The organism is Sphingobium lactosutens, from assembly GCF_013393185.1.
Taxonomy (GTDB): domain Bacteria; phylum Pseudomonadota; class Alphaproteobacteria; order Sphingomonadales; family Sphingomonadaceae; genus Sphingobium; species Sphingobium lactosutens_A.
Genome location: NZ_QJQX01000022.1, coordinates 141,035 through 162,028, shown reverse-complemented (window position 1 = coordinate 162,028; position 20,994 = coordinate 141,035). Strand labels below are relative to the sequence as shown.

Annotated in this window: 18 protein-coding genes and 1 pseudogene; 9 read left to right on the top strand and 10 right to left on the bottom strand. The window is 58.0% G+C overall.

Annotation, left to right across the window (positions count from 1 at the left end):
* The 5 genes from DM806_RS02675 to DM806_RS02655 all read right to left on the bottom strand — a co-directional run.
* The coding region (locus DM806_RS02675; protein WP_179041701.1) for a transposase at window positions 1-141 on the bottom strand (141 nt) is incomplete at its 3' end.
* Between the two features lie 620 nt (window positions 142-761).
* On the bottom strand, window positions 762-1,856 hold the full coding sequence (locus DM806_RS02670) for a PLP-dependent cysteine synthase family protein (RefSeq protein WP_179041700.1): 1,095 nt from the start codon (window positions 1,854-1,856) through the stop codon (window positions 762-764).
* A gap of 123 nt (window positions 1,857-1,979) precedes the next feature.
* Entirely contained in the window at window positions 1,980-4,016 is a 2,037-nt protein-coding gene (locus tag DM806_RS02665) for a M3 family metallopeptidase (protein WP_179041699.1), read from the bottom strand.
* Between the two features lie 252 nt (window positions 4,017-4,268).
* Entirely contained in the window at window positions 4,269-5,630 is a 1,362-nt protein-coding gene (locus DM806_RS02660; protein ID WP_218647323.1) for a sensor histidine kinase, read from the bottom strand.
* Window positions 5,627-6,289 (bottom strand): response regulator transcription factor, encoded by a 663-nt coding sequence (locus DM806_RS02655; protein WP_218647322.1) that lies wholly within the window; start codon window positions 6,287-6,289, stop codon window positions 5,627-5,629. Before DM806_RS02655 ends, DM806_RS02660 begins: the two co-directional genes overlap by 4 nt.
* A 399-nt stretch (window positions 6,290-6,688) precedes the next feature.
* On the opposite strand from DM806_RS02655, the gene DM806_RS02650 reads away from it, so the two are divergent.
* The 7 genes from DM806_RS02650 to DM806_RS02620 all read left to right on the top strand — a co-directional run bounded on the left by DM806_RS02650 (window position 6,689) and on the right by DM806_RS02620 (window position 15,996).
* Window positions 6,689-9,061: a TonB-dependent siderophore receptor gene (locus DM806_RS02650; RefSeq protein ID WP_179041697.1), complete on the top strand. Its 2,373-nt coding sequence runs from the start codon at window positions 6,689-6,691 to the stop codon at window positions 9,059-9,061.
* A 111-nt stretch (window positions 9,062-9,172) separates the two neighbouring features.
* Complete coding sequence (locus DM806_RS02645) at window positions 9,173-9,520, top strand: thioredoxin family protein (RefSeq protein WP_179041696.1); 348 nt, start codon at window positions 9,173-9,175, stop codon at window positions 9,518-9,520.
* The gene (locus DM806_RS02640; RefSeq protein ID WP_179041695.1) at window positions 9,520-10,479 is read left to right on the top strand and encodes a hypothetical protein; all 960 of its coding nucleotides are present in this window, start codon (window positions 9,520-9,522) and stop codon (window positions 10,477-10,479) included. Before DM806_RS02645 ends, DM806_RS02640 begins: the two co-directional genes overlap by 1 nt.
* A gap of 30 nt (window positions 10,480-10,509) precedes the next feature.
* Window positions 10,510-12,456 carry a S9 family peptidase gene (locus tag DM806_RS02635; RefSeq protein ID WP_179041694.1) on the top strand — a complete coding sequence of 649 codons (1,947 nt, stop codon included), beginning with the start codon at window positions 10,510-10,512 and terminating at the stop codon, window positions 12,454-12,456.
* Window positions 12,457-12,529: 73 nt separating this feature from the next.
* Window positions 12,530-14,326 carry an ABC transporter ATP-binding protein/permease gene (locus tag DM806_RS02630; RefSeq protein WP_218647321.1) on the top strand — a complete coding sequence of 599 codons (1,797 nt, stop codon included), beginning with the start codon at window positions 12,530-12,532 and terminating at the stop codon, window positions 14,324-14,326.
* Window positions 14,327-14,744: 418 nt separating this feature from the next.
* The gene (locus tag DM806_RS02625; RefSeq protein ID WP_218647320.1) at window positions 14,745-15,377 is read left to right on the top strand and encodes a class I SAM-dependent methyltransferase; all 633 of its coding nucleotides are present in this window, start codon (window positions 14,745-14,747) and stop codon (window positions 15,375-15,377) included.
* On the top strand, window positions 15,367-15,996 hold the full coding sequence (locus tag DM806_RS02620; protein ID WP_179041692.1) for a DedA family protein: 630 nt from the start codon (window positions 15,367-15,369) through the stop codon (window positions 15,994-15,996). Before DM806_RS02625 ends, DM806_RS02620 begins: the two co-directional genes overlap by 11 nt.
* On the opposite strand, the pseudogene DM806_RS02615 reads toward DM806_RS02620, so the two are convergent.
* From DM806_RS02615 to DM806_RS02600, 5 genes and pseudogenes are all read right to left on the bottom strand, one after another.
* A pseudogene (locus DM806_RS02615) lies at window positions 15,997-16,500 on the bottom strand (IS5 family transposase); the annotation flags it as partial. It lies immediately after the preceding gene.
* A complete protein-coding gene (locus DM806_RS26935) occupies window positions 16,497-17,129 on the bottom strand; it encodes an IS630 family transposase (protein ID WP_256869060.1) in 633 nt (210 codons plus the stop codon). The gene DM806_RS26935 and the pseudogene DM806_RS02615, both read right to left, overlap by 4 nt.
* The gene (locus DM806_RS26930) at window positions 17,104-17,484 is read right to left on the bottom strand and encodes a hypothetical protein (RefSeq protein WP_218647318.1); all 381 of its coding nucleotides are present in this window, start codon (window positions 17,482-17,484) and stop codon (window positions 17,104-17,106) included. Before DM806_RS26930 ends, DM806_RS26935 begins: the two co-directional genes overlap by 26 nt.
* A gap of 97 nt (window positions 17,485-17,581) precedes the next feature.
* Window positions 17,582-17,767, bottom strand: coding sequence for a hypothetical protein (locus tag DM806_RS02605; RefSeq protein ID WP_179041691.1), 186 nt, complete (start codon window positions 17,765-17,767; stop codon window positions 17,582-17,584).
* A gap of 150 nt (window positions 17,768-17,917) precedes the next feature.
* Complete coding sequence (locus tag DM806_RS02600; protein ID WP_179041690.1) at window positions 17,918-18,610, bottom strand: hypothetical protein; 693 nt, start codon at window positions 18,608-18,610, stop codon at window positions 17,918-17,920.
* Window positions 18,611-18,631: 21 nt separating this feature from the next.
* Between DM806_RS02600 and DM806_RS02595 the strand changes: the two genes are divergently transcribed.
* Both DM806_RS02595 and DM806_RS27550 read left to right on the top strand, forming a co-directional pair.
* Window positions 18,632-19,294, top strand: coding sequence for a DedA family protein (locus DM806_RS02595; RefSeq protein ID WP_179041689.1), 663 nt, complete (start codon window positions 18,632-18,634; stop codon window positions 19,292-19,294).
* A gap of 62 nt (window positions 19,295-19,356) precedes the next feature.
* Window positions 19,357-20,904, top strand: coding sequence for a TerC family protein (locus tag DM806_RS27550; RefSeq protein WP_179041688.1), 1,548 nt, complete (start codon window positions 19,357-19,359; stop codon window positions 20,902-20,904).
* The last annotated feature ends 90 nt before the right edge of the window (window positions 20,905-20,994 follow it).

The window sequence follows — 20,994 nt, the reverse complement described above, 5'->3', positions numbered from 1 at the left end:
TATCCCATGCCGCCGGGCCACGGCCGATACGACGACGCCAGGTACCGTCGTCTCCTTCAGGATCGCCAGCTTCTCCTCGTCGCTCCAGTTTCGACGCCGCTCCACCCGTACAAGCGCTCCGCCATCACCGCGACCGCTCATACGAGGCTCGTTTGACTGCTCGATATCCACTCTCTCGCCTCCTCAAAGGCCGCGAGCTTTCCTATTCCAGTGCCGGCAACAAGGCCTCGTTCCGTCGGCGCTTACAGAAAGACTTCGATCGGCAGGCATTCTTCACCGCCTGATCGTCAAAAATAGCGGGCGGCACCAACGCCGTTTGCTTACAATGTCTGCGTGAGGTGAACTGAAGATGGCATAACAGGTCGTACCGGCAGTCTGGAAACCTGGCTCAAAATATGGTGCTTGGCACCGGCGTTTTTATGAGGATCAGACTGTGCGGATATCCATCTTGGCCAAGGCATCAGCCTTGAGACCGGATACGTTGATGCAGACCATCATGCCACCTTTAAAAAGCCTCTTGCGGACGGGGCGGGCCATACGTTCCAGGCGTGAGGTAGGATAGAACCTGTTTGCCAGCGGTCAAGCCTCAAAGCTGATCCGAGGGCGGTGTCCCGCGAGGGAACGCAGGGACGAACGATCTGTGAAGGTAGTCAGATGGGCCGAAAAGCCCGCGTCGAGTCAATGCAACGTTCGCCTCTTTGAGACCCGACACAGCACGACCAAGTTCCGGCTTGGCCAGTGCGGACAGATCCATGAAACCCTCAAGGGATCACACTGCCTAGCTCTGCAATTACAGATTCTGAGCCTAGAAATCTGGCAGTTTGCTTTGTAGCATCTTGATAGTTTATCTGTCGCTCGCTTAGCCAAACGTCATTGTAATAAGTGCAGCCATAGCGTTCGCCGCCATCGCATAATAGTGTCACGACGCTGCCTGTTTCGCCTGCCGCCGACATCTCTTTGATCAGTGTAGCGCATGCCCAGAGGTTCGTGCCTGTCGATCCTCCTACCCGCCTACCTAGGGATTGGCTTAGCGCGCGCATGGCGCCAATGCTGTCTTCATCTCGAACTGCGATCATGCGATCGATGACGCTGGGTAGGAAACTGGGTTCGACGCGCGGCCGTCCGATCCCTTCGATCCGGGACGCACAGCCGTCTGGCAGCGCGACCAAGGTATTGTCTTTGAAATGGCGGTGGAAAATAGAATCGATCGGGTCGGCGACGCATAGCTGTGTCTCGTGCCGACAATAGCGTATAAACCGCCCTATCGTCGCCGAGGTGCCACCTGTCCCGGCTCCGCAGACGATCCATCTGGGAATGGGGGCTTCTTCGGCTTCCATTTGAGAGAAGATGCTTTCGGCAATGTTATTGTTGCCGCGCCAGTCCGTGGCACGCTCGGCATAGGTGAACTGGTCCAGGTAATGGCCACCTGTTTCGGCAGCCAGTCGATGCGATTCGTCATAGATCGTACGTGGATCGTCGACCATATGGATTTCTCCGCCGTAAAAGCGGATGGCGTCAAGCTTCGGCGCGGCGGTCGTGGATGGAACCACCGCGATGAAGCGCAGCCCCAGCATGCGCGCGAAATAGGCTTCGCTCACAGCGGTGGACCCTGAAGACGATTCGATGATGCATGTGTCAGGTCTGATCCACTCGTTGCACAGCGCATAGAGGAACAGCGATCGGGCAAGGCGATGCTTGAGGCTGCCCGTAGGATGCGAACTTTCATCCTTCAGATACAGGGGAATGTTCGGGTATCGGGGAAGGTCTATCCGTATGAGATGGGTATCTGCGGAGCGATTATAGTCCGCTTCTATCCGCCGGACCGCTTCGTTCAGCCACTCTCGACTGTGCTGCATTATACCAACTCTTTGATCGTTCATCAGAATATGCCCTGTGAGTGGATGTGCCGCCATGTCTGCTAGTCGCCATGGTGCGATCGCTGGATAAGCGCGTCGATCGTCTTCAAGCGTGTCGTTGCATCAGATGGTCTGCACGAGACCGTGCCGCCTGAGCAGGGCAGCCGGATCTGGATTCCGCCCGCGGAAGGCGCGGAAGCTATCTGCGGCCGGGCGAGTGGCGCCGCGGGAGAGAATTTCATTCCGAAGATCGTCGCCGGTCGCGCGGTCTACGACTCCAGCTTCCACGAAGCGCTGGAAGCCATCCGCCGCAAGGAGTTCGGCCCAGAGATAGCTATAATATCCCGCCGCATAACTACCTGCGAAGATGTGACTGAAGCTGTGAGGGAAACGATGCCATTCCGGCGGGTGAATGATTGCGACCTCTTCGCGCACCGCGTTGATCACTTCGATCGGGTCAGATCCCATGACACCCAAATGGAGCAGAAGATCGAACAGCGCGAATTCGACATATCGCAAGATGTAAAGTCCCGCCTGGAAGAGCCGGCCCGTCAACATGCGGTCATAGATGTCGGCGGGTAGCGGCGCCCCTGTCGCATGATGGCCGGACATTGCCGTCAGCACATCGCGGTCCCAGGCGAAGTCTTCCATAAGCTGGCTTGGGAGTTCGATCGCGTCCCATTCAAATCCGTTGATCCCACCGATCGAGGGTCTGTCGACACGTGTGAACAGATGATGGAGGCAATGGCCGGTTTCGTGCAGCAGTGTGACGATGTCGCCGTGGCTGAGCAGGGATGGCGTATCGCTACCCTTAGGACTAAAGTTGCAGGTCAGATAGGCGACCGGCAGGGACGCCGTGTTACCATCTGCGATCCGAGCGCGCGCCGGGGCCATCCATGCCCCTCCGCGCTTGCCCGGGCGGGCATGGATGTCGAGATAGAGGCCAGCGAAGCTTTCGCCGCTTTCATCGAGTACATCAAAATATTGTGCATCGGCATGGTATAGTGGCACGTCCCGGCGTTCGCGTAAGCGGATCCCGAATAACCGTTCAAGCAACATCTGCCATCCGGCCATCACCCGTTCGACCGGGAAATATGCGCGGACTTCCTGCTCATCGATCGCGTAACGTTCCTTGCGCAGGAGGTTGGATACGAACCCTATGTCCCATGGCTGCACGTCGGACATACCCAGATGTTGTGCCGCGAATGTGCGAACTTCGGCCAGTTCCCGTATCGCCGTCTCTTTGGCGCGGGCTGCGATATCGCGCAGGAAGCCAAGAACTTCGGCCGCATCTGGTGCCATCTTGGTTGCGAGTGAGAGCGCTACATAATCGGGATATCCTAGCAATTCGGCCATTTCGCGTCGCAATTGCAACATTCGTGCAATTTTTGGTGAATTGTCGAATTGACCGGCATGTGGCCCCTGATCCGACGCGCGTGTGACATTGGCGCGATAGATACGTGCGCGTAACTCCGGGTTTTGTGCAAACGTCAATATGGCGCTTACGCTAGGTTGTTGAAGCGTAATCCGCCATCCGGCGACACCCTTGTCCTCCGCTGCCTTGCGGAACATCGCTTTATCCATGTCCGACATGCCGGAAAGAATGGCCTCATCGGTCACGATTTCTTCCCAAGCATCGGTCGCGTCTAGGACCGCATTACCAAAGTCGGTGGAGAGGCCGGACAGTTCCAGCGAAATGTCCCGGAAACGCGACCGCGCGTCGGCGTCGAGCGCCACGCCGGACAAACTGAAATCGCGGATTGCGCGGGTGACGGCGACCTGATCGGCTGTATCCGACGTTGCGAACGCGGACGTGGCGCTGAACGCAACGAGGGCATCATATAATTCGCGATTCTGGGCATAGGCGATTCCGGCTGCAACCAGCCGGGCTTCGCCTTCTGCATGCGCGGTGCGAAGGGCAGGGCTGTCTGCGACAGCGCACAGATGACTGACCACCGACCAGATGGAGTCCAGCATGTTGCTAGCCCGCTCCAACGGCATCCAGACGTCTTCGAAAGATTTTGCCGGGGCGGCGATGACCATCGCGACGGCGGCCTCTTGATCCGCGATCGCTACGCCCAGCGCCGAAGCGATCTGGTCAGGCTGGATTTCGGTGAAGCGTGGGAGAGCAACTGTATCTAGCAACGGATTCAACATCATATCCCTTTCAACAAATCTCTCCGAGCAATCGAAATGCTGCCGGTCCGATACGTACGGCATCGCAGTATGCTTATCTTGATCACATGATGGGCTTGTGGCTTTATCGGCTCATGCCACCTGACCCTGTCGTCATTCTGTCGCATGTCAGAATATGGTTGTCGGCGGGCGGTAAATACATGCTGGATGGATCAACGTGAAAAATCGGTCGAGACTTATCAATCGGAGGGTCTCCAGGAGGGGCTTGGTGGAATGCTAATCGTTGCCATTGAAGCACAATCTCATGCACGCCCCACGACCTTCCCTGGGGACCACATCGACAAATCCGCCATGCATCCGCATGATCCGTTGCACGAGGTCCAGGCCAAGGCCCGCGCCGCGTCCGCCACGCTTTAGGCGACGAAAAGGATCGAAGATGCTTTCGCGTTCGGATTCGGGAATGCCGTCACCATCGTCGCATATCTCGATCACGCCTGGCCTCGACACGCAAAGGCTGATCGAACCACGCTGCCCGCCATGATCTATAGCATTCTGGACCAGATTGGTGATCACCCGTTCAATAGCGCTTTCGTCGCCGTTGATCGACACGGTCGCATCCTTTGAATCGAAATCTATTTCATAGCCGGCCGCGAAGGCGAGGGGGGACAGGTTGACGATCACGCGTTCGGCGACTGTAACCAGGTCTACCGGCGAAAACGACAACTCCTGCCCATCGAGGCGCTGAAGATCGAGCAGTTGATCTGCCAACACGGTCAGACGGGCCGCATCCTGAAGCAGGCGCAGCTTTGTGTCGCTTGTCGGCAGCGATGAGACGCGGGTGCTCAATATTGCGATGGGGGTGCGCAGTTCATGCGCTGCATCGGCCAGGAAGCGCTTGTGCCTTTCATACCCCTGATCGAGGCGATCGAGCGCTTCATTGACTGCGATGACGAGAGGCTTGATCTCTCGGAATACGCCTCGGGTTGTCAAACGGACGCCCGCGCGTTTGATGTCGATCTGCTCCGCCTCGCCGGCCGCCTTGTCCAAACCTGCGAGCGCCCGGCGCACGACAAATGGCGTCACGATCAGAGTGGTTACAGCCATCAAAAGCACGAAGACAGAACCGATCATCAAGTTGGTTCGGGCGATCGCCAACACCGTTGAAAAGGTTACTGATCCCCTGTTGTCGGCAAGTATCCGCACTCTCCCCGCCCGTGTGTCAGCGATTGCGACACTACCAACATCACGGAAATTGCCGGCCGCCAAATGACCGACGTTCGCGCCTTCGATATGATCGAGAACGGGTAGTAACGCACGCGCGTCATCGGGCATTCGCCCTTCAGCCAAGCTTTGGCCTCTTGCGTCACGGACGAGAAACCAAAAGCCGTCTATCTCCTTACGCAACCTGTCCAGTTTGTGGGAGGGGCGTAGATCAAGCCGCCCTGTGGCATCATGCGAGACTGCTTCGCTGACAGCTTCATAGGCGGCGCGCCCGCGGCTGTCGCCGAGAGCTCCTTCCGACCACATATACGCCAAGGATACAGCGCTAAATGCGATAAGCACAAGGAGGATAAGGGCTTGCCAGATCACCAAGCTGTTGATCAGGCGCCATTTCAGAGATCGCCGCGATATGGTCATTGTTCTTCGCGTAATAAGTAGCCGACGCCGCGAACGCCGTTGATGACCAGTCCACTATTGGCGTCTGAAAGCTTGCGCCGCAACCGCGAGACGTGGGTGTCCAGTGCGTTTGGCTGGACCTCGTCGTCCATGGAGAACACCGCTTCCATAAGTATAGGCCGCATCACCATTCGCCCAAGATGACGCAGCAGGGTTTCCAGAACGAGATGCTCGCGCCGGGTAAGTTCCAGCGTTTTGCCGTCAACAACAACCTCTCGACTAACATAGTCATAAGACAGCCTAGCCGCCGTAACCAGATCGCTTTGCAGATTGGATGGACGGCGGCCCAGCGCACGTATTCGCGCCAGAAGCTCCTCCACGGCAAAGGGTTTTGCCAGATAGTCATCTGCCCCATGATCCAGGCCCTCGACTTTGTGGGAGATTTCCCCCCGCGCCGTCAGAACAAGGACGGGCGCCAGATTTCCGTCGGCGCGCAAGTAGCTGATGAGTTCGAGCCCATCGCCATCAGGCAATTGCCGATCGAGAATGATGACATCGTGGGTGTAGGTTTCTGCTACGATCCTGGCTTCGGACAAGGTTTCCGCATGATTCATCACTATGCCGCGGTTCAGGAATATCTCCCGTAGCGCGGTTACCATCTCGACCTCGTCCTCAACCAATAATATTCTCATTCCCGACCTTATGACTATGCCTGCGGCCCATAAAGATAGAGTGATGCCACCGGCATCAACGACATCACATCTGTAATCACGGGGCCTTGTGTAAGCGGGAAGGGGGGTATCGTCCAGACACCTGAACGCCGGACACCTGAACGGACGCCGCACCGTCCCACCAATGTCATCAGTCAGGGCTATCTGCAAATTTTTGCAAAACCACGCGGGCGACAGACTGGCGACATCTACGCGCCATAAGCCTTGTCGATGCCTAGCAGGAACTCCGGATCGCGAAGACGACGGGCGGAAGACCGGGCTTTGCGCCGGGATCCAATAAGCGGACAAGCGCACGACGAGCGGCATGGCGAACGCAGGAGTGTTTTTATCCTTGCGATGGGGGTTACGATGAAGCGAACGTCTCTTCTTGGTCAGTCATGCTTGTTCACGATTGGGGCGTGTGTGGCGCTTATTCTCTTGCCGCGGCAGGCGCATGCGCAGCGCCAGTTGTTCACGATCGAAGCGGGAGACCTGCAATCGGCGCTTGATGCCTATTCTGTTGCGACCGGTACAGAAGTCCGGGTCGAGGGCGTTGAGATCGATGGTCTGAAAACCAGCGGCGTCAATGGCGAAATGAACAAAACCGCTGCGTTGCGTCGGATCTTATCCGGCAACAAGCTCCAGCAATGTGGCGCGGAGCGCGTGCGAATTGTCATCGTCGCTCCTGCTACGCGGTGCGTTGAATCTGAAGCAAGCGAAGGGCATGGCGTCGCAAGCGATATCATTGTAACGGCAAATGCGGTCTCTCACCTCGCGGCCCACACACGAACTGGCACGCGGATGGATGCCGATCCCCTCACTTTGCCATTGTCGGTCAGCACAGTCAGCGAATCGCTATTGGCTCGACAGCAATCTCTGACATTGGCTGATGCGGCCGCCAACATCTCCGGCGTGACGCCTGGTGGGAGCGGATCCTTCAACATGCGAGGATTTAGCGCCGGCGTGCAGCGCAACGGTGATCTGGGGCTCGACGGTACGAGCAGCGATCTGCCTAACCTCGCCATTGCTCGACTGGAAGTTGTGAAAGGCCCAGCGGCTATCATAGCCGGCGTTGCGTCAAGCTATGGCGGTCTGGTCAACATCATAACCAAAACGCCGCAGGACAGCTTTCTCGCGGAGATCGTGGGCACCGTGGGCAGCCGTGGATATTATGATGCCGGCATCGATGTCGGCGGTCCTCTGAATGAGGATAAGTCGGTGTTGTTTCGCATGGTCGCGACCACGCAGAATACGGATCATACGATCAACGGCTATGACGGCCCATCCAATGATTATCTTGCGCCTTCGATGACCTGGCGCAACAAGGACTGGGGGACCGAAATCACGGCACAGTTCGAATATCAGGATGTCCGCCGCGCACCCGATATCCTAGTATTTACCGATCAGCCCAAGCTGACCGGGGATCTAAAGACACTTCGACTAGGCGCTGCGTCCGACGGCATTCGGACAAAGATCAAGCGGACGACTCTTCAGATCAATCAGGACATCGTTCCTGGATGGACGATGACAGCCCGCTACGCCGGCGAGCGACGCAATCAGCAGACGAACAGTGCAGTGAGCTTCCCCGGATCGTTTCTGGGTCTTCCCTTTTCTAACATCGTATCCATCGCCAACCGGGGCGATACCAAGGTTGCGGCTGACCTATTCAAGTTCGAGTTGCGTGGCCATTTCGCCACCGGACCTGTCAAGCATAGCTTGCTGCTGGCTTATGATAACCAGAAGACCAAGATAGCCGCAGGGAGTCAGTCGCTTTCCGTATCCAGCACTGATATCCAAACTGGCGAAGTCACCGACCTTGATGATACGCTCGGCGTCCTTCTGGGCTTGCCCGGCCCGCGGACAGAAGGTGGCCTAAGGCCTCGTGAAACCGGCTTGTTGGCCCTTGATCAGATGCAGTGGGGAGACCTCTATGTTCTAGCGGGGTATCGCCGCATGGTTTACACGCCTCATCTCTCGCTTGGTGATGTCGGCACATTCAAGAAAGGGCTGCCATCACTGGGTGTTCTGTATAGACTGACGCCTGAATTCTCCTTCTACGCCAGTGCCTCGAAGGGGTTTACACCCAACCTAGGGCAGTTCTCTATCGACGGTTCCGCAGTGTCGCCGGAACAAGCCAAGCAATATGAAGGTGGCGCCAAGGCACTGCTCTTCAACAAGCAGATTGCAGCCACGCTGTCTGTCTATCGCATCGATCAAAAGAACGTGGCGGCCGACGATCCCACTCAACCCAACCCTGTTTGCCTTGGCGGATCGGCATGTTTCATTACGATTCCGGGGGTGCGCTCCACCGGTGCGGAACTCGAAATTTCCGGCACTCTTTTCAAGCATTTTGAAGTTCGGGCAAGCTATGCCTATGCCGATAAAAAGGCGCCCGCCATCGATGGCGCGTCGGCCAATCTCTCCGGCATTGCCTATGCCCACCATATAGGCAGTCTGTGGACGACGTATAACTTCCGCACCGATAATTTGGGATTCTGGCTGGGCAGCGGCATTCAGGCGCGGAGTGCACGCAACAACGATAGCGACGCCAATGTGATCAATCCCGGTCAGATCAGGGTCGATCTCAGCGGTGGATATCAGGCAAAGGCGTGGCAGGTGATCTTTGGTGTGAAGAACGTCACCAACAAGCGGCTATATGATGTCGGCTCGGGCTATTCCAATATTGGTACCGTCACGCAGCCGCGCGAGGTCTACGCTACGCTCCGCTATCGTTTCAACTAACCGGGATTGGACGGCGATCGATCGCGGTCCTTCACCTCTACTTTCATCGAACCGGCTGACTCTGCTCTTGCAAGGACAGATTGTCAGCCGGGCCAGATCGGAGAATTTATCATGACGACGCTCCTTGACGTGAATGAAGCCAGCTTCGATGCCGAGGTGTTGCAGAGCGACCGTCCGGTGCTGGTTGATTTCTGGGCGCCATGGTGCGGCCCATGCATGGCTCTGCTGCCGGCGATCGAAGCGCTCGCCCCGATGTATGAGGATCGCCTGAAGGTCGTCAAAATCAACGCTGACGAGAACCCGGCATTGATGGAGCGGTTCGGCGTTCGCGGGATTCCGCAGCTGTTTCTAATCAATGGTGGCGAAACGGTCGGCTCGATCAAAGAGCGCACCCGTACCCGTCTGTCGGTCGAACTCGATACGGCCTTAGACAATATCGCAGCGAACGGAGCGGTATGATGTCGATACGCGCCTTTGGTGGCGATGCCGCGCGGAAATCGGCCATGGTGGAAGCGGTTCGGCCGCGTTGGGAGAGCAATGCGCTTCTGCCCGCCACAATCCTGAAATGGGATGCGGATAGCGAAATTCATTCGTTGGGTGGCGCCCTGGCGGAGACGGACGACAGGGCTACATTTGAGGAAAAGACCGGCATTCCTCTGGAATGCGCCATGCTGTGCGAAGCGCTCATGGCGCTGGCGGTGGACATATCGGCGGACCCGACCAGCGCACAAGGCTTTTCGATGCGCGGCCCATCCGGGATCCTGTCCTTTGGCATGGAATGGCTCGACGCCGTACGGCCTGGCGCCGACCTGTCAGAAGTAGTTCCCCAATTTGCAGCGTATATTCTGGGTATCATCAGTTCCGATGTCTTTGCGTTGGCAGGCGAGATCGAACCGCCTGTCAAGGCTGTAGCCGCGCAAATCCATGCCCTCTGGTTGCGTGAACTGGCGGGAGAAACGATCGCATCGTCGGAATGGTCCATCGTGCGGCGGAAGGCGATGGCTGCGACCACTAGCAACAGGTCGTTGTTCGGCCATACGATCGCAACCTTCGTGGAATCGGTCGCATGGCCGGTCCGAAGCCTCGCCCCTGAATTCGTTGCGCTCTTTCAGACGGTGCTCGTCACCTGGATGACGTATTTGCAGCGGCCGTTTTTCTCCGAAGAGGAGCAACGCGACCAGGACCATGCGATGATCGGATGGCAGCGGATCGATCAGGTATCGCGTGAGGGTGGCAGTGACGAGGACATGCAGGCGGCGCTCGATGCTCTGCCCGAATCCAAGCGGGTGATGGAGTCAACCTTCGCCCCCGACGTGAAAGCCCGCCGCGCCGAGGTCCAGGAACAGGCCCGGATCGCCACCGACCCAATGCTGCGCGAACAAATGAACATCGTTTTGAAGCTCATCGCCGACGCTTGAGCGACCACCGACCTTTGGAAAGACATATTGATGCTGCTCGAAGAAGTTGCTCTCGTCCCGCGCGCCGCCCTGTTCGGTAATCCTGAACGCGGTGGATGTCAGATCAGTCCGTGCGGGCGCTGGCTGGCCTTTTGCGCGCCGCATGATGGCGTGATGAACCTGTGGATCGGGGAGTGGGGACCGGATCTGGAAGAAGCACTTGGCGCGGCACGCGCGATTACCAACGATCGCAACCGGGGCATTTACGAGTTCTTCTGGTCCTATGACGGGGTCCACCTGCTTTATATGCAGGACCGCGACGGCGACGAGAATGCGCATATCTTTTGCGTGCCCGCGACCGGCGGGGTGGCGCGAGACATGACGCCCTTCCCGGGCGCGCGCGCCAGTCTGGCGGGGATCAGCCGGATTCATCGTGATGCGTTGCTGGTGTCGATCAACAATCGGGATGCGCGCTTCGACGACCTCTACCGGCTGGAACTGGCTACCGGCGCGCTGACGCTGGTACGCGAAAATCCAGGGTATGCGGGTTTCGTCACGGACGAAGACTATCAAGTGCGGCTTGCAATGGCGCCAAATCCCGACGGCACCATAGACATGCTGACCCCCGATGGGGATGAATGGAAGCTATGGCGCCATATTGAGGAAGAGGACGCTTCTAACACATGGCCTGCTGTCCTGCATCGCGATGGCCATACATTGTACATGCTCGATAGCCGAGGTCGCGACAAGGCGGCGCTCTATCAATACGATCTTGAAGGCAGTTCCGAAATCGGCACATGCATAGCCGAACATGATGGAGCCGATATCAGTGGGGTATGGACTGATAACGAAACCAAGGAACCCTTGGCCTGGACAGCTACGGTGGAACGGCGCGAAATCCACCTGCTCGGCGATGCTCTGAAAGCGGACGTCACTTTTCTGAATGGCCGCGAACTGGGGCAGTGGCGGATTGCCAGCCGAACCGAAAATGATCGCCGCTGGATTGTCGCTGGCGCCAGCGATGTGAGCACATCGGTCTTCTATTCCTATGACCGTGATGCGGGAACATTGACATATCTGTATAGCGCCCGCCCGCAATTGGCGTCGGCGCCGCTCGCCCGTATGCAATCGACACGGATAACGACCCGTGACGGGCTGGAAATGGTCAGCTACCTGACGCTGCCTATTCATGTCGATGTCCAGGATCGCGCGTTGATCAGCGCGGCCCCCGTTCCCCTCATCCTGCTCGTCCATGGCGGCCCCCAGGCGCGCGACGAATGGGGCTTCGATCCACAGCACCAGTGGCTCGCCAATCGTGGCTATGCTGTGCTGGGCGTCAATTTCCGTGCGTCGACGGGGTTTGGAAAGGCGTTCATCGCTGCTGGCGACGGCGAATGGGGTGGCCGGATGGACGATGATCTGGTCGATGCGGTGCGCTGGGCCATCGATCGCGGTGTCGCGGACCCCGCCCGGATCTGCATCATGGGCGCCAGCTATGGCGGCTATGCGACCCTGTGGGGCTTGACGGCGCATCCCGACCTTTATGCCTGCGGCGTGGATATTGTCGGACCGTCCAACCTTGCAACCCTGGCCGTATCGATTCCGCCCTATTGGGAATCTGCCAAGAAACAACTGTTCCGCATGATCGGTGATGTGGATACGTCGGAAGGTCAGGCATTGATGCAAGAGCGTTCGCCGGTGCATCGCGCTGCGCGGATAGCGAAGCCGCTGCTCATCGGCCAGGGCGCCAACGATCCGCGCGTCAAGCAGGCGGAGAGCGACCAGATGGTGGCAGCCATGAAGGAAAATGGCGTGCCGGTTACTTATGTGCTTTTTCCCGATGAGGGCCATGGTTTTCATCGGCCGGCCAACAGCATCCGTTTCAATGCGATCACCGAAGAGTTTCTGGCGAAATATCTGGGTGGTCGGGTCGAGCCGCTTGCCCCTGGCGAGGTCGAAGGGAACACAGCCGTGATGGTTGAGAATTCGCTCGCTTGATCAGCCTGTTTCTAGATTTGAATGGCCCGGCACTGCGTCCAAGTCATTCCGCAAATTTGCGAAAAGAATGAAGATGGAAGATATCTCTCCCCCTATCGACCAGTCCGCTGAAGACGCCGTCGCCACCGAGCGTCCGCCAGAGAGTAGGGCGCGCAGGCTATGGCCTGACGTCAGGCACGGCGGCGCGCTCATAAAGAAATATGTCAAGAATGACCCGATTGTAGGCCCGTTGCTGTTTGCGGTGGAATTGGCATCCGGCGCGTTGACCAGTGTGGTGTTCATGCAGATGCAGGTGCATCTGGCGGCCATTACAAATGCGCTCGTCGCGCGCGACGCTGGCGTCATCGGCGGCTATGTTTCCAAGATTCTGTTTGCGGGCGTGCTCATGGCCGTGGTCGGGACATTTGTCCAATGGTCGCGATTTACCTTGCGCATACGCATGCGGCGCGTCCTGACCGACAGCCTTATTGCGCGGTGGATGAGCGCCAACCGCTTCTTTCATTTGGAACAGCGTGAACGACTTGATTATCCCGAACAGCGTATTCAAGACGATGTCTTTCAATTCATCGAAAGATTGACCACACTCGCACCAGGCATTCTGTTCGCACTCTTTTCCATCTTCCTTTACACCGGCCAGCTGTGGAAGCTTTCGCCACCGGTGGTGTTCAGTTCGATCGGGATGACGCATACGATCCCGGGCTATCTTGTCTATCTGGCTTTCGCATTCGCCATTTTGTGGACCATTCTGACGCATGTGGTGGGGAAGAGCCTCACTCGCGTCGAAGTGGTGCGTCAAAGGCTTGAAGCGCAGTTTCGTCAGCAAATGGGCGCAGTTCGCGAAAATGGCGAGGCCATCGCCTTCGCGAGGGCAGCGCCGATCGAGGAAGCGCGGTTACACGACACCTTTGAACTGATCCGACACAATTGGCAGTCCTATATCTTCGCGAACCTCAAGATTACCGTCGTCATGGGGGTTCCGCAGACGGTCCTGATCGTCGCGCCGACGCTGCTGTGCGCGCCCTACGTGCTCAGTGGGCAGATGCAGATCGGAGACATTGCCCTTGTCGGCGCCTCCTTCATGCAGGTGTTCAACGGGGTGGGCATCGTCATCACGCAATATGCCGACCTTGCGGTCCTGCGGTCAGCCGTAGCACGTTTGCGGCTGCTTGACGAAATGTTGGAAGAGCATTTTGCCAACGGGATCGCGGTGCGCGAAGGTGGGGAGGGTGCCATATCGGTGGGCGACCTTGTGATCGACTATCCCAACGGTCAGGCGATGATGGATGTCGGCAATCTCCAGATCAAGCCCGGCAACCGGCTGCTTGTTCAAGGCAGGTCAGGATCGGGCAAGAGTACGATGCTCCGATCGATCGCCGGTCTTTGGCCCTATGGCAGCGGTCACATCTCCATGCCTGACCATGCTGCCATCGCCTTCCTGCCGCAGCGCGCCTATATGCCGGAAGGCACGTTGGCCAGCCTCCTGTCCTACCCTCAGCCATCCGAAGCCTATAAATATGAGGAATATGCGACGCTGTTGAGCCGTCTGGGGCTAGATCGCCTTGTGCCACGACTTCATGAGACTCAGCCATGGGGCCGGATATTGTCACCTGGCGAACAACAGCGTGTAGCGGCCGCACGCGTCATATTGTCAAAGCCCGACTTCCTGTTCGTAGACGAAGCCACCAGTGCACTAGATGCAACTTCGGAAGCGCAGCTTTACGGACTTCTTCTCGAACGGCTTCCAAAAGTGGCGTTGATATCGGTCGCCCACAAGGAATCTGTCGAACAGTATCACGACACGGTGCTCAGGCTCGAAGATGGGCGGGCGTCGACCAGCGCCTTGCGCCGCGCAGAGGATGAATCTCAATAAATGTCAGCGAGAGCATCTGGCGCCGATGCTGGCGAAACAGATGATGAATGGACTGCTCCGATAGGTTACCCAACTCGGTCGCCGGCGAGCCGAGTTGGCGGCTCCGGCTGCTTCGAACGTCCCTTGCGTCGGAGCGGCCGGTTTTTTGTTTCTTCTATCAACTCCCTCTTCGTGTGGGAGTGGATTCAGCCTTTGACTTAGCGTTTATCACCCGCCTGCCAGAAATGCATACTGTTGCCAAAGCGCACGCGCCGCCAACGGCGATCGCTTGCAAAACGACACTGGTCGCGGTTGAGCCTAAATTTACAGAAAATTTGTCGTCCGACAGACTGGCGACAGCCTCAAACTCTAGCTGTGCCCGCCAGATGTTGCGGTACGCAATGCAACGATAGCTCGACAAAAGTTGGAACGGAATCTGATGAAATCTTCGGCAATGGGGTTCAGTCAACGTTGGTTGCTAAATGCCGCAGGATCGTTCTTGGATAGTTTCCGCTTCTTCTCGGCCTGGGTGCGCAATCCTAAAGCTGTTGCAGCTGTGGCTCCGTCTAGCAGGTCGCTCGCGGCATTGATTACCAGCAATGTCACATCGCGTACCGGACCGGTTCTTGAACTGGGTCCTGGAACCGGTGTCTTTACACAGGCGCTGATCGAACGAGGCACGAAGGAGGATGATCTGACGCTGGTTGAATATGGTTCGTCATTTGTGCGTCTTCTTCAACGCCGTTACCCGAAGGCGACGGTCCATCACATGAATGCGATGGATATACCCGCTTTGGCGGCGGCAGACCCCACGCGCTTTGGTGCTGTTATTTGTGGGCTTGGCTTGCGTAATATGCGTTGCCGAGAGGTGGAGGTCATTTTGCGTGGGGCATTTGCCCGCATGCATTCCGACGCTGGCTTTTATCTCTTCACCTATGGCCTTCGCTGCTCGGTTCCCGATGTGCTTTTGATGCGTCTCGGATTGACAGCAAGCCGCGTAGGTACGACGTTCCGCAACTTACCGCCAGCATCGGTGTACCGCATCGTGCGGAGTACTTCCGTTGGTAGCTAATTCTTTGAGTATTCAAGATATCGTGCCATTCTTTTTAAGTCTCGGCTTTGGTGGAATATTCGCTGTTACACTTCTTGAAAAGTTCATCCCGGTTGTGCCGTCCTATGTGATGCTGATGCTTCTTGGCATGACAATTCCTGACAGGGCAACGTTAGGACTAGCGGTGCTGGTCACCGCGGCAGGATCGCTGTGTGGATCGCTTGGCTGGTATGCTATCGGACGGAGCCTTGGAGAAAGGCGTGTCGAAGCGGTCATATCTCGCTTTGGCCACTATATATTTTTCAAGCTTAAAACATACCGATTGCTGGCAATGTCATACCGGCGTAACCAGTTCAAGGTTACGCTATTTGGGCAGACTGTCCCTGTCGCACGGGTCTATCTGGGGCTTCCCGCTGGCGTGCTAAAGCTGCCGCCCTACGCCTTCATGTCTGCAGCAGGGATAGGCATTTTGATCTGGAACATTCCTTTTCTGGCTCTGGGATTCAGCCTAAAAGGCAGTGCGCAAGCGCCCAGCAATATTGGCCTTCGTGCGTCTGCTATCCTCATTGGTGCGGAAATCATCATCGTCGTTGTCGCAAGGTACGTTACCCGTCGACGTGTTAGGCTCAGGACTCACTGATCAAAGCCAGAAGATGACGGTGGCAGCGAGGGCGATGGCGGAGAAGGCATTGGGGCACCGGTCGTAGCGTGTCGCGACCCGTCGCCAGTCCTTGAGACTGCCGAACATGATCTCGATGCGGTTGCGCCGTTTGTAGCGGCGCTTGTCGTATTTGACGGCCTTGTTGCGGGATTTGCGACCCGGGATGCAGGGTGTGATGCCCTTTTCCTGCAAAACATCACGGAACCAGTCGGCATCATCACGGAACCAGTCGGCATCGTAGCCGCGATCAGCGAGCAACCATTGGGCTTTGGGAAGTTCGTCCAACAGGGCAACGGCACCGATATAATCGCTGACCTGCTGCGGTCATGAAGAAACTGATCGGACGACCGTTCGCATCGGTAACGGCATGGAGCTTGGTGTTCATACCACCTTTCGTGCGCCCGATCAGGCGTCCCGCGCCCCCATTTTTACCGCAAGGCTCGATGCCGTGCGGTGGGCCTTGAGATAGGTTGCGTCGATCATATCGTGTGGGATCGGGACCTTTCGGTTCCTCTTTGACGGGATGCAGGCCGCGATGTTGCGTTCGGCGAGCGCCTTGCGGAACCAGTCGGCGTCATATTGCCGACGGCGCGCCAGAGATCGTCGATTGTTCGGGCACCGATGCGCTGGAGATGTGCTTTGAGCTTGGCGAAAGCCATTTCAATAGGGTTCAAATCCGGGCTGTAAGGTGGAAGGAAGAGGAACCAGGCTCCTCGCTTCTTGAGGATTTCTGCGGCCTTGTCGCTTTTGTGGCCGGGGAGGTTATCGAGAATGACGACGTCGCCCGAATTGAGTACCGGCGCGAGTTGCGTCTCGACATAGGTTTCAAAAACCTGCTTGGTCATAGGCTGTTCTATGATCCAGGGCGCCGTTAGGCCGTCGCAATGTAGGGCCGCGATAAAAGTCTGGGTCTTCCAATGTCCAAACGGCGCGCGTGCCTTGAGGCGCCTGTTCTTCGGGGCACGACCGCGTAAACGGGTCATCTTCGTCGTCGTTGCCGTTTCGTCGATAAAATAAAGCCGGTGCCGCTCTTCGCGCATGCGCGGCTGCCGGTCTAGGCGCCACCTCCGGCGTGCCAGACTGACATCATCGCGTCCGCACTTCGACGCCATCAGCTGTTTTTTTATATCGGAAGCCAGCTGAAAGGAGGATCCGGGACAAGGAAGCGGGGTGCGCCTTCAGCCCGCTATTTTGCTCCAATTTCTTTGCCAGTTCCGGCATCGTGATGTCAGGTTGCTCGTCCACCCAGCGGATCAATGTCGTCAGGTACGCCGCTAATTTCCCCGCACCTGGCGGTCGGCCTTGCGGTGCCGGTGCCGCTGATCCCGTCTTCGAAACCCGCTGCACAAGCTTGATCGCGCAACTCGGACTGACTCCAAAACGGCGGGTGGCTTCACGCCGCGAGTGCCCCGCCAAACCATGTGCCGATATCCGTTCTCGAAGATCGCTCGAATAGGACTTACCCATGTTCCACCTCCGCCAAGAAATGAATCATGGATCCGCAAAAAAGAGAATCCCCAGCGCGATTCCTATTTCAGGTGCGATGCTCTAGAACATCAGCTTTTCACGGGCGAGCGCCATTCTCGATGACCTCTTCGGCGCACTCCACGCCGAGTTGGCGCATCGCACCAACGATCAGCGCCTTGGCTTCACGGGGCCAGATCGTCTCCGGGGCCGTTGCACATTCATCACTGTGGTGGGCGTAGAACTGTAGCCCGGTAAGGCTGGTTTTCGGCACGGCCGTTGACACTCAGCACGCCATCGTAAACCGAAGCGACATGCTGCTGCCTTTCCAGCTCTCCCAGACGATAGCGGGGACATCCATTGCAATGACCGGAGTCCCCTGAGCATGAAGCGCGAACGATCCCATCACTCCCCTTTCGTAAATTGCGCACCGACATCATCGGTCGCTCGACAATCGCAGTGGAATTTCGCTCAAGGACACGAGCTGGTCCCAGCGATCAACGCCGTCCATCCGCAATTGCGCCTCGATCACGGCCTTCACTGTTTCGGGGAAAAACGACGGGCCAACAATGATGCGGTCGATCAGGCGCCCCCAGGAAAACTGCGGGAGGAACATCACCTCATCCGATTCCATCGCATGGTGCATCTGCACCTCATTGCAGGGCAGTTTGCTTCCATGGCCGTGCAATGGCAGCACCTGGACGATCTGGGGGATACCACCGATCGACTGGATTTTGCGGCGCACAGGGCCGCTGGTTGGAAGGTCACCGGCGCGCGCCAATATGCGCAATTCCCGCTCCTCTCTGAACGCGCGATGCTTGGTCGACAACAGCGCGAAATGGAGCGCGGCGGAAACCACATGCGCAACCATCCACGGATCGACCACCGCGATCGTCTCAGGTGCGGACTTCAACCCCTCGATGACGTTAGAGAGTTCAGCAGCAACCTCTCCATCATCACCGTAGGGAACCGGCGATGCCGAAACCCCAAGGCTGACTGACGGGTCAAAAGATAACCTCGGGATTGAACACCAGTGCCCTTTGTCTGCTATCGCATCCTTCTGGGCATCTGCCTGTTCCTGTTGCTCGGCATGGGCACTATATCTGTGACATGACCCTTTACCGTCCACTTTACGATCGGACGCTGCGCGATGGATGACCTCGCCAGCCGGGCCACGCTGCTCGTCGCGTCCTATGGCGCATGGGCAGGCCCCGTCATCGCCCTGCTGTCCTTTGGCGAATCGCTTGCCGTCATCGGCGTGCTGATCCCGGCAACCGCAGTGATGATCGCGATCGGCGGATTGATCGGCGCTGGTACGCTCGATCCGGTCCCGGTCTATATCTGGGCCGCGGTTGGCGCAATCCTGGGTGACTGGCTGTCCTACCTGATCGGACGCAGGATCGGTCCGTCGGTCTATCGCCGCTGGCCCCTCAACCGGCACCGGTCCATGGTCGCGCGAACACGCCTGTTCTTCCGCAAATATGGCTTTCTCTCGATCTTCTTCGGCCGCTTCCTTGGGCCCGTCCGCGCGACCATTCCTTTGGTCGCGGGCGTCATGAACATGGCGCCGAAGCCCTTTCAGATTGCCAATCTTCTTTCCGCACTGCTCTGGGTACCGCTGATGTTCGCACCAGGCTATCTGGCCGGCAGCAGCCTTGGTCCGTCGGTCGCCATCACCGAATGGCATCTGATCGCCTTTGGCGCGGGCATAATGGTCTTGACCTTTGCCGCCACTTTTATCACGTCAAAAATACTGGGTGATCCCCGCATGCGCGCGAGACGGCGCGCGCAGCGTATGAACCGCCAGGCATGAGCCCGATCATGGCCATAGTCCTTTCCTGCCCATCTCATTTTTCAGACGGAGACTGACCAGCCATGGAGATGCTTCTCGATCCTTCGATATGGATCGGTCTGGCGACGCTCATCGTCCTCGAAGTTGTTCTGGGGATCGATAATCTCGTATTCATCGCCATCCTGGCCGACAAGCTGCCCGCCCATCAGCGCGACAAGGCGCGGCTGCTGGGTCTCAGCCTTGCCCTCGTCATACGATTGATCCTCCTGGCCAGCATCTCCTGGATCGTGGGTCTGACCGATCCGCTCTTCACCATCGCGGGCAAAGGGTTTTCCTGGCGCGACATCATCCTGGCGGGTGGCGGCATCTTTCTGTTGATCAAGGCGACCAAGGAAATGCATGAGCGTCTGGAAGGCGAAGGCGACCAGGGAGCCTCCGGTCCCGCCAATGCCGTCTTCTGGGTGGTCATCGCCCAGATCCTTGCGCTTGACGCCGTCTTTTCGCTCGACTCGATCATCACCGCTGTCGGCATGGTTGACGAGCTGTGGGTGATGATGACGGCCGTCGTCCTGGCCATGGGCATCATGATCGCGGCCAGCAAGCCACTCACCGTCTTTGTCGGACGTCATCCCACGGTGATCATCCTGTGCCTGAGCTTCTTGTTGCTGATCGGGTTCAGCCTGGTCGCCGAGGGTTTCGGCGTCCATCTGCCCAAGGGTTATCTCTATGCCGCGATTGGCTTCTCCGTCCTGATCGAAGCCTTCAACCAGATCAGCACCCGCAATCGCCGCAAGGCGCTGGCCCACCTGCCCATGCGGCAGCGGGCGGCAGCCAGCATCTATCGGCTGCTTGCCCCCAAGGCGTCGGCGGACGGCGAGCTGGTCATCGGCGAAAAGGTACAGGATCCGAGCCAGCGCGACGACGAGCATGAACCATTCCAGCCCGCCGAACGCGACATGATCCGCGGCGTCATCGCCCTGGCCGATCTTTCCGTCAGCACCATCATGACGCCGCGCGCGGAGCTGTTCTGGCTTGATGTCGAGGATCCGATGAATAGGTCGCTGACGCGGCTTGTCGACAGCGGGCGGACGCGCGTGCTCATCTGTCGCGGCGGGCTGGATATGATGCTCGGGGTCGCCGAGACCCGCAGCTTGTTGCCTGCGATGCTGGGCAACACTGACGCCGACCTGTCGCTTATGGTCGAGCGCCCGCTGATCGTACCCGAAAGCATCACCGCGCTTCGCCTGACCGACGTCTTACGCGAAACGGGCGAACGATTTGCGGTCGTGGTCGACGAGCATGGCAATATAGACGGTGTGGTGACCTCGACCGACATCTTCGCGGCGATCGCCGGGGATCTTGCCGAAGACGAAGACGAGGCAGACTGGGTTCGGATCGATGAGACAGTCGTCGAAGCCGATGCGACGATAAGCTGGCGCGATCTGGCCGAGGCCATAGGGCATCCCGAACCGGTTTCGAGCGGCCGGCACAGTTCGCTCGGCGGTTTTCTGCTGTTCGAGTTCGGTCGCATGCCCGATGTAGGTGAAACGATCAAGCGCGATGCCATGACGTTCACCATCCTCTCGGTCTTGGCCAGCCGGATCGACAAGGTGCGGGTCGCGACTAGGTGATACGCCCTTTCTGCGTGCCATGCGACGGCCGATAGCCGCCGTGTCGAGCTCCATTTACCGGCCGTATTGGCCGTATTGGCCGCATTTATC